The 15,273-nt window shown below is 49.2% G+C and carries 14 protein-coding genes; 7 read left to right on the top strand and 7 right to left on the bottom strand.

Going from position 1 to position 15,273, the window contains the following annotated elements; genetic code table 11:
• Both C6Y40_RS08735 and C6Y40_RS24720 read left to right on the top strand, forming a co-directional pair.
• Positions 1 to 306, top strand: a 306-nt coding sequence (locus tag C6Y40_RS08735) for an IS1595 family transposase (protein WP_146129497.1), incomplete at its 5' end; no start/stop codon positions are given.
• A 135-nt stretch (positions 307 to 441) separates the two neighbouring features.
• The gene (locus C6Y40_RS24720) at positions 442 to 891 is read left to right on the top strand and encodes a hypothetical protein (protein WP_105934260.1); all 450 of its coding nucleotides are present in this window, start codon (positions 442 to 444) and stop codon (positions 889 to 891) included.
• A 185-nt stretch (positions 892 to 1,076) separates the two neighbouring features.
• Here the strand turns inward: C6Y40_RS24720 and C6Y40_RS08725 are convergent, their stop codons facing one another.
• The 3 genes from C6Y40_RS08725 to C6Y40_RS08715 all read right to left on the bottom strand — a co-directional run bounded on the left by C6Y40_RS08725 (position 1,077) and on the right by C6Y40_RS08715 (position 4,227).
• Positions 1,077 to 2,105, bottom strand: a complete 1,029-nt coding sequence (locus tag C6Y40_RS08725) for a methionine synthase (protein WP_105934259.1) — start codon at positions 2,103 to 2,105, stop codon at positions 1,077 to 1,079.
• Positions 2,106 to 2,126: 21 nt separating this feature from the next.
• Positions 2,127 to 3,104 (bottom strand): DUF1852 domain-containing protein, encoded by a 978-nt coding sequence (locus tag C6Y40_RS08720; protein WP_105934264.1) that lies wholly within the window; start codon positions 3,102 to 3,104, stop codon positions 2,127 to 2,129.
• Positions 3,105 to 3,267: 163 nt separating this feature from the next.
• On the bottom strand, positions 3,268 to 4,227 hold the full coding sequence (locus C6Y40_RS08715) for an alpha/beta hydrolase (protein WP_105934258.1): 960 nt from the start codon (positions 4,225 to 4,227) through the stop codon (positions 3,268 to 3,270).
• A gap of 179 nt (positions 4,228 to 4,406) precedes the next feature.
• Between C6Y40_RS08715 and C6Y40_RS08710 the strand changes: the two genes are divergently transcribed.
• Entirely contained in the window at positions 4,407 to 5,432 is a 1,026-nt protein-coding gene (locus C6Y40_RS08710) for a CobW family GTP-binding protein (protein ID WP_105934257.1), read from the top strand.
• A 109-nt stretch (positions 5,433 to 5,541) separates the two neighbouring features.
• Here C6Y40_RS08710 and C6Y40_RS08705 read toward each other — a convergent pair whose 3' ends face one another.
• Genes C6Y40_RS08705 through C6Y40_RS08690 form a run of 4 tightly spaced genes read right to left on the bottom strand, consistent with a single transcriptional unit; the run spans position 5,542 to position 10,487 of the window.
• Positions 5,542 to 5,757, bottom strand: coding sequence for a YgaP family membrane protein (locus C6Y40_RS08705; protein WP_105934256.1), 216 nt, complete (start codon positions 5,755 to 5,757; stop codon positions 5,542 to 5,544).
• A gap of 9 nt (positions 5,758 to 5,766) precedes the next feature.
• On the bottom strand, positions 5,767 to 7,110 hold the full coding sequence (locus tag C6Y40_RS08700) for a DUF1302 family protein (protein WP_105934255.1): 1,344 nt from the start codon (positions 7,108 to 7,110) through the stop codon (positions 5,767 to 5,769).
• Positions 7,110 to 7,925 carry an outer membrane lipoprotein-sorting protein gene (locus C6Y40_RS08695; RefSeq protein ID WP_105934254.1) on the bottom strand — a complete coding sequence of 272 codons (816 nt, stop codon included), beginning with the start codon at positions 7,923 to 7,925 and terminating at the stop codon, positions 7,110 to 7,112. Before C6Y40_RS08695 ends, C6Y40_RS08700 begins: the two co-directional genes overlap by 1 nt.
• A gap of 9 nt (positions 7,926 to 7,934) precedes the next feature.
• Positions 7,935 to 10,487 carry an efflux RND transporter permease subunit gene (locus tag C6Y40_RS08690; RefSeq protein WP_105934253.1) on the bottom strand — a complete coding sequence of 851 codons (2,553 nt, stop codon included), beginning with the start codon at positions 10,485 to 10,487 and terminating at the stop codon, positions 7,935 to 7,937.
• Positions 10,488 to 10,696: 209 nt separating this feature from the next.
• On the opposite strand from C6Y40_RS08690, the gene C6Y40_RS08685 reads away from it, so the two are divergent.
• The 4 genes from C6Y40_RS08685 (at position 10,697) to C6Y40_RS08670 (ending at position 15,208) form a co-directional block, all read left to right on the top strand.
• A complete protein-coding gene (locus tag C6Y40_RS08685) occupies positions 10,697 to 11,905 on the top strand; it encodes an MFS transporter (RefSeq protein ID WP_105934252.1) in 1,209 nt (402 codons plus the stop codon).
• Positions 11,906 to 12,128: 223 nt separating this feature from the next.
• Positions 12,129 to 12,710, top strand: a complete 582-nt coding sequence (locus C6Y40_RS08680; protein ID WP_105934251.1) for a TetR/AcrR family transcriptional regulator — start codon at positions 12,129 to 12,131, stop codon at positions 12,708 to 12,710.
• Positions 12,707 to 13,654: a DMT family transporter gene (locus C6Y40_RS08675; protein ID WP_105934250.1), complete on the top strand. Its 948-nt coding sequence runs from the start codon at positions 12,707 to 12,709 to the stop codon at positions 13,652 to 13,654. Before C6Y40_RS08680 ends, C6Y40_RS08675 begins: the two co-directional genes overlap by 4 nt.
• A 60-nt stretch (positions 13,655 to 13,714) precedes the next feature.
• Positions 13,715 to 15,208 carry a leucyl aminopeptidase gene (locus C6Y40_RS08670; RefSeq protein WP_105934249.1) on the top strand — a complete coding sequence of 498 codons (1,494 nt, stop codon included), beginning with the start codon at positions 13,715 to 13,717 and terminating at the stop codon, positions 15,206 to 15,208.
• The last annotated feature ends 65 nt before the right edge of the window (positions 15,209 to 15,273 follow it).

Below are 15,273 nucleotides of genomic sequence, written 5' to 3'. Positions count from 1 at the left end.
AAATTAGAGAAAGACAGTGTGTTGTGTAGTGATGGCTATAAGCCCTACATAGCTCTTTCTGAGAAAAATGATTTAATACACAAGCGCTTAGATGTGGCAGGAGGAATTAAGGTGATAGATAAAGTCTTTCACATTCAAAATGTTAACGCCTATCACAGCCGTCTGAAAGCGTGGATAAAACGGTTTCACGGAGTAGCCACAAAATACTTGGAACACTACCTGGGTTGGTTCAGGTTTATGGATAATCCAGAAAACCTTAACGAAAACAGGCTCTTTTCGATTCAACAACAGTTAATCCGAACATAGCCAAAAAGAATTGTTGATGACGACAATGAATTCTTTGATGTCCTTAACGTTCTAAGTGGATTAAACCAAGGAGCAAGAAACTTCGGCATAGGCCTGGTAGAACTTCGAGCAATGGGTTTGATTCAGCATTTTAGAATGGATCTTATGCGCCTGACAGAATACCAGGAAGATAACCAGGGAGATGACGAGGCTCTGGAGATTGCAGACGCCGCCTGGTTGCTTTTAGGACTGCTCCTGTCAAGAAGGAAACGTGAAAATTCCTCTATAGGACAAAATGATGGCTTCATAATTATCGCTCTCCTATTGGGCTCATTACCAACCGAGAAGACAATGAACGACTATTTAAACAGTAAGTTTAACCAAGTCGTACAAACCTATTCAGGTGATGGTAGCGAGACCATGAAACGAGAAGTCGATGCGTTGTCAAAACGACTCTATTACGTAAAAGGTAATGAACTATCTGAGCTCGCAGGTCTGATAACGAAATGTAGTAATAACCTGAGTTATCTTGATGTGTTGACCAAGAGTACCGGAGTGAGTGCCGCTTATGAGTCGAAGAAAGAATCAGGCAAACAAAGTGGCTAAACATACTTCCTCTCCAGTGAAAACGCGTTAATTAGTAAGTGGCATTAAAATGTGCTGTAGAAGGTTTGAGTGAAAAGGATTACAGACACCTTTTACAGTCTCGAGAAGTGATACCTGGCCCCTGAATCTCAGGGGCCGATTTTCCATTCCAGAAAATTCTATAGATGTAATGCTTGCGAACCGGATTACCTACCCAGCTCATCCCGCACAATTTGCGCGCCAGCATTGAGGGCTGCCAATTTGCCTTGCGCCACCTCCCGGGACAACGGTGCCATGCCGCAGTTTGTACATGGATAAAGCTTATCCGCATCAACAAACTGTAAAGCTTTACGCAGCGTATCGGCGACGTCCTCCGGCGTTTCGATCGCATTGTTTGCAACATCGATGGCACCGACCATCACTTTTTTACCGCGGAGCAATTCAATCAACTCCATGGGCACCCGGGAGTTATGGCATTCCAGCGAAATAATATCGATATTTGACTGCTGTAGTTTTGGAAACACCGCTTCATACTGGCGCCACTCATCACCCAGGGTTTTCTTCCAGTCGGTATTGGCTTTAATGCCATAGCCGTAACAGATATGCACCGCGGTTTCACACTTAAGGCCTTCAATGGCTCTTTCCAGCGCTGCGATCCCCCAGTCATTCACTTCATCAAAGAACACATTAAAGGCTGGTTCATCAAACTGAATAATATCCACCCCAGCGGCTTCCAGTTCTTTCGCTTCCTGATTAAGAATTTTGGCAAATTCCCAGGCCAGTTTTTCACGGCTTTTGTAATGATCGTCGTACAACGTATCAATCATCGTCATCGGCCCGGGTAACGCCCATTTTATTGGTTGGCTGGTGTGTTTACGTAAAAAACGGGCATCGTCGGCAAAGACCGACTTTGTTCTGGCCACGGCATCCACCACTACCGGTACACTGGCATCGTAGCGATTGCGAATTCTTACCGTTTTACGATTTTCAAAATCCACGCCGCTGAGGTGTTCGATAAACGTGGTGACAAAATGCTGACGGGATTGCTCGCCGTCACTAACAATGTTAACACCGGCGCGGAGTTGGCCCTGCAACGACAGCAGTAGCGCATCCTGCTTCCCTTCCACCAGTGCCTCACCCTCCAGTTTCCAGGGTGACCACAGGGTTTCTGGCTGTGCCAGCCAGGCTGGCTTAGGTAAACTGCCGGCGCTACATACAGGTAATAAGTTTTTCATAGTAAGCATGCTTTCCGGTTGTTAATTATTGTAATTGGCAGACCACTGCTCAAGCACGGCCTGATAAGGTTTAATGAAATACTGTTCGGCAAACTGCCCCTGCTCGATAGCAAGCTGACTGCGCTCTTCACGGTCATACACTATTTGGGTAATCGAGTGATCCGGGTGTTTAAGATTAGGCTTATACTGTTGCCCGGCCACTGCATTGGCGTTATAAATCTCCGGCCGGTATATCTTTTGGAACGTCTCCATAGTGGCTATGGTGCTAATCAACTCCAGGTTGGTATAGTCATTCAGCAAATCGCCAAAGAAGTAAAAAGCCAACGGCGCAACACTGTTTGGCGGCATGAAATAGCGCACCTTGAGGCCCATTTTCTGAAAATACAGTTCGGTGAGTGACGACTCGTTTGGCTGGTACTCAACACCCAGTACCGGGTGGGTATTCTCGGTGCGGTGATAAGTTTTGCTGTCTGACACACTCAAACAAATCACCGGCAGCTTAGCGAATGCCTGTTGATATTCCTGCGAATTCACAAAACACTTAAACAACTTGCCGTGCAGATCGCCAAAATTGTCCGGAATGCTAAAGCCAGTCTGGTTTTTATTATGATTAAGCAGCAACACACTAAAATCATAGTCACGCACATAAGAAGAGAAATTGTTGCCAACGTTACCGTTAATGCGCTCATTGGTTTGCTTATCAACAATATAAGTTTGCAGCATTTCAATGGTGGGAAAAGCTTGCCCGCTGCCATCGATATCAATGTCCACCGATAGAATTTCAAGCTCTACGCTGTAGCGATTACCCGCCGGGTTATCCCAGCTTGCCAGGGCATTAAAGCGGTTGTCTATCATCGCCAGGGCGTTACGCAAGTTCGCCTTGCGGTATTCACCACGGGCCAGGTTGGCGAAATTAGTAGTAATTCGCGTGTTGTCTGATGGACGGTAATCTTCATCGAAACAAACGCGCTTTATGGAAAAGCTAAAATCATCTTTCATGGTCATCTGCTACCCTGCTCCAAGAACTAAAAACTCGCCAAACACCTTAAGTGTTCAGAACTTGAGAGAGTTATACGCACCAATTCACATGAATAAAAGTGACTTTATTTCATTAATTTATGAATAAAATGCATACTTTAATTGGTATAGAAAGAAGCACTGATTAGTGGCAAAACCGATCCAGTGCCTGTAGCAGGCGCTGATTAAACTCATCCGCCAGTTGGCTTTGCGGGGCTATGGACTCAAAGGCATGAAATGCACCGGGCACAGTGAAAAGCTCAGTTACAATACCTAAAGCCTTAAGCCTTTCGGCAAAGAAGCAGTTTTCGGCATAAAACAGATCCAGTTCTCCCACCGCAATGTAGGTAGGTGGCAATCCGCTAAGGGTTTTCGCTCTGGCTGGTACATGGTGACTGGGTATTTTATCGCTACCAGGGGCTTTGCCGAGGAAAGTGCGCCAGCCATAGTGATTCTGTTCGGCTGTCCATAAATACCGCCCCTGATGTGCTAGCGGCATCACGGTACTGCCGGTTTTGTCGTCCAGCATAGGATAAAGCAGCGCCATACCGGCTAAACCTATCATCTTATTATCGGCACAGCGTAGTGCCAGATTTACGGCATGGCAGCCACCGGCGCTCACGCCCAATAAGCTGATTCGGCTAGTATCAATTGCCAGCTTACCTGCCTGTGCAATGAGCCAGTTCAGCGCAGCCTGATGCTGTTTTTGCGCCTCGTCGGGCCCCACTTCAGGCGCCAGGCCGTATTCCACCGATACCACCGCGCAATTTAATGCTTTGGCCAGGCTTTGCATACGCGGCAGGGAATTCTGGCAGTTGCCCATTACCAGCCCGCCACCATGAAAGTGCAGTACTGCCGGCCGCGCCAGAGCATTCGCATTTGTATTGATTACCCAAAGTCGAAAGCCCCGGTATCCTTGCCCCTCGGCTACATCCACCACCTCAAAAGGCACATCATCAAGGGGCTTGCTGCCCCCTACTCTGGCGCGCTTGCGATAAAACCCCAGATTCGCGCCGTTTAAGGGCGGCGATTGCTCGGTTAGCTGCAATAAAGCATTAAGGGAGGGTAATAATTCATCCGCAACCAGCGGATCGGTTATGGCCATATGCGTTCTCTGTGATGGTTATACGATGTCAGCATCCAGACTTTATGCGTCATTCAGTAATGGTGTTTTACCAGGCCATACATGCTGCAGGCCCTTGAATTGTTATACTATAACGCCATTCTGTACCATACCAATATTGCTGTTTAGCAGTGTTTCATTTTTTAAGCGAAAGAGAAGTTATGAGCCAGAACACCCCGTTGATCCCCACCAATATTATTACCGGCTTTCTGGGCGTGGGCAAAACCACCGCCATTAATGCGCTGCTGGCTGATAAACCAGAGGGCGAAAACTGGGCGATACTGGTTAATGAGTTCGGCCAGGTGGGTATTGATCAGGAAATGTTACTCGATCAAAACGGTCTGCATGTAAAAGAACTGGCGGGAGGCTGTATTTGCTGTGCCCTTGGCGCTTCGCTGGGTAAAACGGTTCGCGCGCTGATTGAACAGGCCAGTCCCGACCGGCTGCTCATCGAGCCTACTGGTATTGGCCATCCTGAAGGGATAATTGATACGTTAACCGGCCCCGCGTTTCGCGATAAACTGGATTTACGCGCCACCATCTGCTTGCTGGACCCGCGTTCTCTGGGCGAACCGGAGGTAATTAACAACGAAACCTTTCACGACCAGTTAAACCTTGCTGATGTTGTACTGATTAACAAGTGCGATCTGGCTAGTGCAGAGCAGATTGCTGCCACCGAAAACGGCCTTAATGCTATGTTTCCGCCCAAGCAATACGTGGGCCGTACCACCCGTTCGGTTATCGATATAGCGTTACTGGACGTGGTACGAAACGGTGAACTTAAAGCGCAGTTTCCTGAATCTCATCACCATTCACATCACAGCCATGACCACAAACATGAACATACACAAGACCACAGCGACCATGCTGAAATCGCTACGCCAGGTAAGCCGGTGCGAAAAACCGGCGACGGCAATGGCCTTTACAGCTGCGGCTGGATATTTCACCGCGATGATTGCTTTGATTACTGGCAACTCGAAGCTATCCTCAACGGCCTTGAGCCTATAAGCCGCATTAAAGGGGTGATAAAGATTGGTACGGTGTGGGTCTTTTATAATCGGGTGAAAGACAAACATGACTTCGACAAAGTCGCCTATCGCCGTGATAGCCGGATTGAAATTATCAGTACCCAACCCTTGGACTGGGCACAATTCGAGGGCGAGATGCTGGCATGTTTAACCTCATAAAAAAGCCCCGCAACAGCCGGGGCAAGGAACGGATGGGAACATCCATCAATGAGGAAAGTATATAAGTAAGCATTTACTAACAAACACTTACTGACTGAATTTCCGGATATTACTGGTTGAGCGCCAGCTCTTTCTCGGTTTTAAAGCCAAACACCTTACGTAAAATAATGGTGGCCGGACAAAAACCGGTAAAGCTTTGCTGAAACAGGTTGGCGCCAATAAACACGGTAAACCATAAAAAGTTTTCATGAACAAACCAGGTGAGTACCACAGACAGCAACACCATAAATCCGGCAAAAGCGGTTAACGCACGTTCTGCAGACATAACTAACTCCTAATAAAAATAACGGAAAGACGCATACACATTGCTGGCGTCTTTAAATTGTGAGTAAAAGGTGTGGGGCTCATCACCGTAAAACAGATTGGCCCCGCCGTTTATCTGCCACTCATCCACCGGTGAATAGGTAGCACGAAACTTCATGTAACCATCACCGTCGGTGGGCGAATAAAAGTTAAACCAGTTAAGGGTTAGCGTTTGCCTGAGCGCCCGGTACATGAGTTGAGTGGTTACCACATGACGGCTTTCTTCCTGCTCGTACTGCGGCCAGTAAGCATTGGCCATCAGCGCATCGTGATCAACAATATGCTCGGCGTACCACTGCACGGTGCCGGTTAAATTGGCAATCAGTTCCTGTTCATAACCCAGTAAAAAACGGTGCTGACTGTTTGGCACCAGCGGGTTAGTGCCGTCACTGTCTTCCATGGCATCGTGGTAAGCGTATTCCACTTTTGCCAGGCCCGGTCCGAGCGGTTTAACGGCGCTGGCACCCCACACATTTAACCGGCTGTAACTAGGCAAGCCTTGCTCATCGGCAGCCATTGGCGTTTTGTTGTAGCCGTGATAACCGTAGAAGGCGAACTCGGTTTGGCCGACGGTTTTATACATACGCAACGCCCACTCGGCGTCATCCGGCTCGTTGCTGTCCAGTACTTCAAACGCAGGCGCTACGTTCATTCCAAACTGTGGATTAAAAAAAGAAAAATACTCACCGGTAATGCCGTTATCCGGCTCAAACCGGGGGGTAACCACCAGATCCACATTCACCCAGTCAAAATAGCCGGATAACTTGGCCGATAGACTGGGGGCCTTCAAATACTCGTCATCCCGACCGGCAAAGAAGGACTGATAATCCTTGGGAAACATATCATTTAAAAACACATAGTCACCCGTGCCCCAGGTTAATACCTGCTGACCGATTTTAGCGTCGAACTTGCTGCCCCAGTCACCTAAGAAGGCCAGGTTACCCTGCCAGGCCGCTTCGCGAATTTGCACTTCCACACTGTCGAGGACACCGTCGTAATACAGGTCGCCCCGAAACGACAGGGTTGACGCCTCAAGGGTATAGTCGGCCTGTAACTGCACCCGTAAATCCCGTAAGGTTTTATCGGTATTTACTGCCGGGTCGGAATTTAAGCGCTGACCCACAGCAATTTCCCCAAAGCCTGCCCAGGTAAAGGGGGATACTTCTTCGCTTTCTTCGAATTCATCAAACTCATCCCAGGCATCCCACTCATCACTGCTGGTCTGAGCTTCCTGAGCAGTCGATTCAGCTGAGTACAGTACCGGTGCTGCAATCAGAGCAGCCACAATGGCTAGGGATAACAATGAACGGCGCATTATTTTATCCACTGCACTGGTGGGTTACGCAGGCTTCGCTCGGTGAACACCTCATCCGGCAATCCCACGTTATATTCTGAGCCGCGGAACTCCATTAAGGTGTAGCCGCCGCTGCTCAGATCAGACACTTTTGAGCGCAATACGGTTGGGAAACCTTGCACATCATCGACCTGCACCGATTCTACGCGGCGGTAATTAGTATCATCACTTTTGTAGAAGTTAATCAGTACCGGTAAGGATGTAGCCTTGTCGATTTCGACGATGTAGTAGGCGAATTCTACCGAGGCTGGATCTTTAGGCACCGCTTTAAGTACATACCGCTCTGCGTTTTCTTCTACCAGTGAGAAGTCATCCTGGGATACGGCACGACCAGACACGTCTTCATAGAAGAAGTGCGAACCCACAAAGGAGGTGCGTTTATCGCCTGCTGAAATTCGTTTCACCAGATCCAGCGCAGGCAGGTACAACCAGCGGTCGTCATCCACATTGGTATCGGCATGTTTCTCTACCCGGAAAACCGTGTCTTTCACATCGGTAGGACGAGAGAAAAACACCATCATTTTCTGGTCGCCGTTATCTTCTACGTCCTTGCGTAAAATAGTGAACTGACGCAACTGTTTACGGCCCTGGCTGTCTACAATCATCATGCGGGCATCAGAGCGACCGTCGTCACCTGCATAGTAAGCGGCTTTTTCGGCCTGTTTGATCAGTTGGTCTACATTCACCTCTGCCATAGCGGGTGTCAAAAGTGTCAGGCTAGTGGCTGCCAGAATTGTCGCAGCCAGGGTTGTTTTAGCAAATTGTGTGAATTTCATAACCACTCCTTAATTCGCCGACTTGAAGACGATTTTACGGCCCAGACTCATTACCGCCGGTAATAACAACAGGGTTACCAGGGCGGAGATAGCCATAATGCTCGCAAGAAACACACCAACGGTGATGTAGGGTACGAGCGGGGCAAACAATAACGGGGTAAAGCCCAGCGCAATCACCAGTGCATTACGCGAAATGGCGGTTGCCGGCTCTTCAAACATAATAGCCATAGTTTGCTGAACGCTGCCTGTATCGTTGAAAGTAGCCCGGGCGCGTTCCAGGAAGTGAATCGCAAAGTCCACCGACAAGCCCAGGGTTAGCGCGGAAAGCACTGCGATAGGCATGTCGTAGTCCTTACCCACAATGCCTATCAGGCCATAAATAAAGGTAATGGTGATGGTAAGCGGCAGCATGGCCAGCACGCCGTACACCAACGAGCGAAACAGCACGATCATCATGACAAACACAATCACAAACGCGCCTATTAAGCTGTCGAGCATGCCGGCTACCATGTTTTCCTGCCATACCACGTTGAGGTAGGCTTTACCGGCCCAGTCGGCTTCAATACCGGCAGGCAGCGGATTGGCGTCAATATAGTCACTCACCAGCTGTACCACTGCGGTCATATCCTGGTTGTCACCGCTGGTCAGTTGCAGCCACACCAGCGCCGCCCGGTAGTCCGGCGTAACAAAGTGCCACAGGTCGTTTGGCCTGTGCGATGACTGATACTGCAACAAGGTTTGCGCTACAGCATTGCTGCTGTCAGGTAACTGATAGTCTTTCTGCTCGCCTGAACGTAGCTCGCGGTTAACCACTTTAACTACGTCTGGCAGCGCATTGGACTTGCCAACTAAACCAGAGTCCTGCAGGGTTTGTTGCAGTTTTTCAATATAGGCCAGTACTTCTGGATCCTGAAAGGTTTTGCCCTGACTATTAGCCGTTTCAACTTTTGCCATAACAGCATCAAGGTAGTCAGTTTCCTCGGGAGTGAGGTCATCAAACAGTTTATCGTCGATGGCAAAGATCAGGTTTTGCAGGGCTTCGCCTTGTGCACCTTTCTTCACCGTTGCCAGCGTTTCTTCGCGCCAGTCTTGCAGTGACGCAGGCATAGTCACACCATCCAGCATGCTCCGTGGCGTGGCCTGCTCAGTGCGGTCGGTTAATACCAGATAAGCATTATAAGTACCGGCAAAATTCTCGTTTAATACGCGGTCTGCCACGCGAATTTCGTGATCGGATTTAAACCAGCGTACCGGGTTATCATTAATCTGGATTTGTGTAACGCCCCAAACTGAAACCGCGAAAATCACGCCAAAGGCTACCAGTAAAGAGCCTTTATATCCGGTGGCAATTTTCCCCAGTCCGCGAGCGATACGAGCGATACGTGAACCATCGCCGTTGCCATCCTGATGCAGAGCTTCTTGTAAATTATTCAGCGCTTTGTCACTCATTCGCGAAAGGTAAGCGGGAATAAACACAATGGTCACCAAAAATGCAAACAGGATCCCAAAGCCCACAAAGGCACCAAAAATCTGTACCGGTGGAATAGGCGTTAGCATGAGCGAGAAGAAGCCAACCGATGATGTAATCGAGGTAAACAACATGGGGGTAAACAGGTGACCTACCACCTCTTTGACCACGGCTTTTAAATCTTCGCCAGGTTTATAGCGGTCAGAGAATTCCGACAGAATATGCACCGAATCCACCACCGCAATCGGCATCAGGAAGATGGCAATCATTGACGACATAATGTGCACGGTAAAACCAAAGCCAATCAGTAGTCCCATGGTCACGATAACGGTTGCCATGGCCACTACCATTGGTGCAATAATAAGTGGGATATTGCGGAAGAAAATAAACAGCAAAATAAAGATAGTCAGCCCCGCCAGTGGCGCAGAAATGCCCATTTGCACGAACATTTCAAAACCGAACTGATCTTCGGCCACCGGCAACCCGGTGATATACCATTGCTCGGTGCCGTCAAACTGATTGATGGCAGCGCGGATTTCTTCGGCAATTCGATAGCTCTCATTTTTATCGAGAATGGGCACGTAGATGGCCGCGGCTTTACCGTTTTGTGAAACCAGCGTGTCGTACAACAGAGGCAGGCGTTCAATATTGGTTTGAATTTGCGCCGCAGCGGCCTCATCAGCCGGTGGATTTGGCATCATCCATTCAAAACGAATGGTGCCCGGTCCGGCCTGAGAAATATTGTCTACCGTGGAGATAGACATTAAATCTGCATCTACCACGCCTTCAATTGACAAAATTGACTTAGTTAAGTCAAAAATGTCAGTCAAAGATGACTCATTGTAAACGCCCTGTGAATTTTCATCGTCCACAACACCAACAACAATGGCGTCGTACATGCCAAAATCTGCTTTGGTCTGATTGTGAAAAACCCGTGCGGGATGATCGGCATCCAACATGTTCTCCGGGTCTGTATCGATGGTAATCCGTGGGATCTGGCTACCAACGCCGAGGGTCAAAAGCAGCAGTATGGCATAAACCCATAATGGCTTTTGCGTACTGATTGCAACAAGTTTGCTGGATATACTATTCATAATCACCGTCGTTAAGACAATAAAACCTAATTTGTAGCAGCAATATATGCGCCAAATCTAATATAACAAGTCTTTTTATTCATGAAGTGCTGCTGCGCGGCAGCTGAATTGACAAATAAATACATCTAACAACCTGATATCGGTGGCAAAGCATCTGTTCGTGTTAGACTGGCAATTCATTCATTTATTTTCGGTGTCCCCTTCCTGACATGACCTTTCGCTTACTGTTCTTTTCGTTGCTTGCCACCGCCATGGGTCAGTCTGTTGTGATGACAACATTGCCGCCGCTGGGCCGCGAGGTCGGGCTTAGCGAATTTAACGTAGCGTTTCTGATGTCCAGCTCGGCCATGATGTACGCAGTGGGTAATGCATTCTGGTCACGAATTGGTAAGCGTCGTGGATACCGGCGTCTCCTCATCACCGGACTGACTGGCTACACCATAGGTACATTGATATTTGCCTCGGTATGGCTAACCGGTTTTCAGGGCTGGCTAGTTGGCTCGGCCTTATTTATCGCCCTTCTGTTTTCCCGCACAGCCCAGGCCACCATCATGTCGGCTACTCCGCCATCGGTGGTGGGAATGGCCATCGCGATCAGCAGTGAAAAAGAAAGGGTTAAAGCAATCAGTAAAGTGTCCTCTGCGCACAGTCTTGGGCAAATTCTCGGGCCAACATTCGCAGGACTGATGGTTAGTTTTCATCTGTTGGCACCACTTTATGGCATTACCCTGATGACCCTCATAGCGGTAGTACTGGTCTGGCGTTTTTTACCTGTGGAACATGGTCAACCTGCCAGCGTTGCACCCAGCAAAGCAATACAGCCAGGGTCTCGAAGTATACAGCCCTATGTACCGCTGCTAATTGGCATGAACGCCAGTGTCTTTCTGGCTATTGCGATGATGCAGCAATCCCTGGCGTTTTTCCTGATTGATCATCACAAACTTACCACTACCGAAGCCGCCCAGGCGGTAGGACTGGCGATGATGTTAAGTGCCATTTGTGCGTTAACCGTTCAAATCACGCTGGTTCAACGAACCAGCATGCACCCTGGTAACCTGGTTAAAATCGCTTTTCCATTGCTATCGATTGGCTATCTGATTATCTATTTGCATCAGCAAACGCCACACTTATATATGGCGATGCTGTTTTTAGGCAGTGGGTTGGGAATTAGCTACCCGGCCATCGCGGCACTAGCCAGTTCAAGCTGCAAACCGGAAAATCAGGCCACGGTAACCGGGTTTATTACCGCCTCGCCAGCCATGGGTTATATTATCGGTCCGCCTGTTGCGGCAACCTTATATGGCATCGGGCATAGAATGCCTTTTATTGCCGCATCGGTGCTGCTGGCAATAGTGACTGTAATCGCCATAACCCACTTGCGCGCCCGGCCGACGCCCCCGTCCACGTCTGTGGATTAGCCGCAAACTTGGTGGTTATCACCGTTTCTGAAAGGCATTAACTTTGGCTTTTTTAGGTGCCTTTCCTGGCATTATCACGCCTTTAAAAACAGATAGAATGATTGGTATAAAGACCAACAAAGACAAGCTATGGAGAATAGTTTTATATTTTAACAGTGATCTTACTTGTATCCTGAAAATTAACTATATAGACTAGTCTGTATAGTTAATTGTGGGGACGATTATGAGTCGGGTTAGTGCGCGGGATAAATTGCTTAAAGCAGCCGGAGAATTGTTTTACGACCATGGCATCACTGCTACCGGCGTAGACGCGGTGATCACCCGGGCCGGCGTTGCCAAGATGTCGCTGTATAATAATTTTAAATCCAAATCTGAGCTTATTGCCGCTTACATCGATGCCCGTCATCAGGAATGGCTCGACCTGTTTGCCCGCCGATCAGACAACCTTTCAAATGGCTGGGAGCGGGTTCTCGCGGTTTTCGATGCCTACCAGGATCACGCCGAGTTCGACTATCAGAATGGCTTTCGCGGCTGTGGTTTATTAAACGCCGCGGCTGAAATGCCAGCCGGAAGTCAGGAACGTGAAGCGGTCAACAGACATAAGCAGGAAGTTAGGGAAATCGTTATAAACCAGCTCAACGAATTACCCCTGACAGAAGAAAGCGGTAATACCGCTGCTTCACTGGCCGAACATATCTGTTTTTTACTCGAGGGCTCAATTTCGCTTGCCGGGTTGTCACGTGACGTACATGCCATCTCCCGCGCCAGAGCCATGGCAGACAAATTGATAGAGCGCGCCCTATGAGTTCACAGCCAGGCTATTTCGTTGGTATTATTGCCGTGGTTATTGCCGCCGTGCTGTGGGGAACCACCGGCACTGCGGCTACTTTCGCGCCACAGGTCAGCCCATTAGGTATAGCTTCAGTCACAATGGGGGTTGGCGGTCTGTTACTGGCGTTGGTTGCTGCAAGGCCCATAGCCCGGCATAAAACCGCACTTTTTAACAACCGTCTGCTGGTATTGGCAGCCGCGATGAATGTCGCCATTTACCCCCTGGCTTTTTACAGCTCCATGAAACTCTCAGGCGTCGCCGTTGGTAACGTAATCTCCATTGGCCTGGCGCCCATTGCCGCTGCGCTGATTGAGTGGACTTTCGATAAACAATCGCTAAATCGCAGATGGCTTATCAGTATTGCCTTCGGGATAACCGGAGTGGTGTGTCTGACGGCAGCAAAGCCCGCCAGCTCATTTGAAAACACTGCCACCAGCTGGCATAACAGCGTCGGGATCCTGCTTGGTTTAGTTGCCGCTTTCACTTATGCCATGTATTCCTGGATAGCTCGCCGCCTGATCGACCGGGGCATTGCATCCCGGGCCGCTATGGGCAGCATGTTTGGTCTGGGTGCCCTGCTGTTAATGCCCGTATTGTTCGTCACCGGCGCACCGCTACTCGCGTCAGTGAATAATTTTTCGGTGGGGTTATATTTGGCCGTGGTTCCTATGTTTTTAGCCTATCTGTTATTCGGCAGAGGCCTGACGGTTGTGCGCGCAAGTCTGGCCACCACTATCACACTGCTGGAACCAGTTGTAGCCGCCTTGCTGGCAGTCACAATAGTAGGTGAAAAGCTCTCCCTTACAGGCTGGTTTGGCATCGGCCTTATCAGCGCCTGTTTGCTTATCGCTACAATCAGAAGAAGAGTGAAAAGCAAACCCACGCCGTTACATCCGGTTAGCGAAAGCAGCACTTAGCCGTTACACTGATGGCACACTTACCCGCGTACAGATAGCACAGGAGTCGTTGCTGTGATAATGCAAACGCAACATCTGAATATGGCAGCCGTTGATAACCACAGTGCAGAATTGCTGGTTATTCTGGTGCCAGCCGGACAGACCGGCTTTCCTTCCCAGGCGTATCCGGCCTGCCTCGAAACCCTCATAGAACATTATAAAAAAATGGGTGACTGGCATTCAGAAAGTAAATACTTACTGTGCATAAATCCACCAGAATTTAAAGCTTCACGCATTTTGTTAGTCGACACTAACATGGATATTGTAAAGGCTGATGCCAAGCGTATCAGTAATGTGGTTAGCGACGTACTAGAACAACTGAACAAGGCGAAAGCTGAGATTATTATGCCCCCGTGGTTACAGGGTGGCGAACTTCTCATCCAGGCCCTTTTTCATGCCTCCTATAAGTTTAGCGATTACAAAACCAAAACATCCCGGCGTGAAGAAATTAGCGTAACGTTACTGGTCAGCGACGACAGCTTAGATGAGTCATTGGATTATGCCCGGGCTTTACATAACGGTATGAGCCGGACACGCGATCTTGCCAACATGCCGGGCAACCTGTGTACCCCCGGCTATTTTGCTGAATGTGCTCTGGCGCTTGACGAACAGTTTGCGACCATATCAACCGACGTTCTGGATGAAGCACAACTCACTGAACTGGGAATGGGCGCCTATCTGGCCGTTGGCAGAGGCTCGGTGCATCCAGGTTGTATGCCGGTAATTCGCTATGTAGGCGCAGAGCCTGAGGAGCCGGCAATCTGGGTCATCGGCAAAGGCATTACTTTTGACAGTGGTGGGATCACCCTTAAAAAGCCGCCGGGCATGCAAAGCATGATTTACGATATGTGCGGCGGCGCGTCGGTAATAGGCCTGATGGCCGCCGTGGCTGAGCTCAAATTACCGGTAAATGTTACCGGAGTAATTGCGACCGCCGAGAACATGCCCGATGGCGATGCTTTCAGGCCAGGGGACATTCTCACCACCATGTCAGGGCAAACGGTGGAAATTATCAGTACCGATGCCGAAGGCAGACTGGTACTTTGCGATGCCATTACTTACGCCAAACAACACCAGCCAGCGCTGATTATTGACGTGGCCACCCTGACCGGCGCACAGATTGTCAGCCTTGGTAGTCATGCCAGTGGCTTAATGGGCAACTCACCGCAACTCAACCAGGCACTGCAGCAGGCCGGTGATGAAAGTGGCGACCGCGCCTGGACCATGCCGGTATGGCCGGATTACCAGGATGCGCTGGACTCCCCTTTTGCAGATATGCGAAATGCAGGCAGTCAATCGCCAGGCATGATCACCGCCGGATGCTATTTAGCCCGTTTTGCCGGTAATACGCCCTGGGCTCACCTTGATATCGCCGGTACCAGCTTTCAATATGGAACAGGCAATAGCGCTACCGGCAGGCCTCTGCCGCTGTTGTTACAATTTTTACGAAATTATAGCAACTTAACTGCGCCGCAATGGTCTATCAATACGGACGCTCGTGGATTTTTACCCTAAAGGGATTATAAAAAGTAGTTCCAAAGTAGGATTTTTTTTTCGTGAGGCGAGTCCTACAATCATAA

Origin of the sequence: Marisediminitalea alba, assembly GCF_002993365.1 — a bacterium.
GTDB classification, from domain to species: domain Bacteria; phylum Pseudomonadota; class Gammaproteobacteria; order Enterobacterales; family Alteromonadaceae; genus Alteromonas; species Alteromonas alba.
Note: the sequence above shows the minus strand (reverse complement) of the source record. Positions and strands in the feature narration are given on the sequence as shown.

Excerpts from the sequence above, each read along its gene's own strand:
- C6Y40_RS08685 (WP_105934252.1), top strand. The coding sequence starts at position 10,697 with ATGACCTTTCGCTTACTGTTCTTTTCGTTGCTTGCCACCGCCATGGGT.
- C6Y40_RS08705 (WP_105934256.1), bottom strand. The coding sequence starts at position 5,757 with ATGTCTGCAGAACGTGCGTTAACCGCTTTTGCCGGATTTATGGTGTTG.
- C6Y40_RS08680 (WP_105934251.1), top strand. The coding sequence starts at position 12,129 with ATGAGTCGGGTTAGTGCGCGGGATAAATTGCTTAAAGCAGCCGGAGAA.
- C6Y40_RS08695 (WP_105934254.1), bottom strand. The coding sequence starts at position 7,925 with ATGAAATTCACACAATTTGCTAAAACAACCCTGGCTGCGACAATTCTG.
- C6Y40_RS24720 (WP_105934260.1), top strand. The coding sequence starts at position 442 with ATGGATCTTATGCGCCTGACAGAATACCAGGAAGATAACCAGGGAGAT.
- C6Y40_RS08725 (WP_105934259.1), bottom strand. The coding sequence starts at position 2,105 with ATGAAAAACTTATTACCTGTATGTAGCGCCGGCAGTTTACCTAAGCCA.
- C6Y40_RS08720 (WP_105934264.1), bottom strand. The coding sequence starts at position 3,104 with ATGAAAGATGATTTTAGCTTTTCCATAAAGCGCGTTTGTTTCGATGAA.
- C6Y40_RS08675 (WP_105934250.1), top strand. The coding sequence starts at position 12,707 with ATGAGTTCACAGCCAGGCTATTTCGTTGGTATTATTGCCGTGGTTATT.
- C6Y40_RS08715 (WP_105934258.1), bottom strand. The coding sequence starts at position 4,227 with ATGGCCATAACCGATCCGCTGGTTGCGGATGAATTATTACCCTCCCTT.
- C6Y40_RS08690 (WP_105934253.1), bottom strand. The coding sequence starts at position 10,487 with ATGAATAGTATATCCAGCAAACTTGTTGCAATCAGTACGCAAAAGCCA.
- C6Y40_RS08710 (WP_105934257.1), top strand. The coding sequence starts at position 4,407 with ATGAGCCAGAACACCCCGTTGATCCCCACCAATATTATTACCGGCTTT.
- C6Y40_RS08700 (WP_105934255.1), bottom strand. The coding sequence starts at position 7,110 with ATGCGCCGTTCATTGTTATCCCTAGCCATTGTGGCTGCTCTGATTGCA.
- C6Y40_RS08670 (WP_105934249.1), top strand. The coding sequence starts at position 13,715 with ATGCAAACGCAACATCTGAATATGGCAGCCGTTGATAACCACAGTGCA.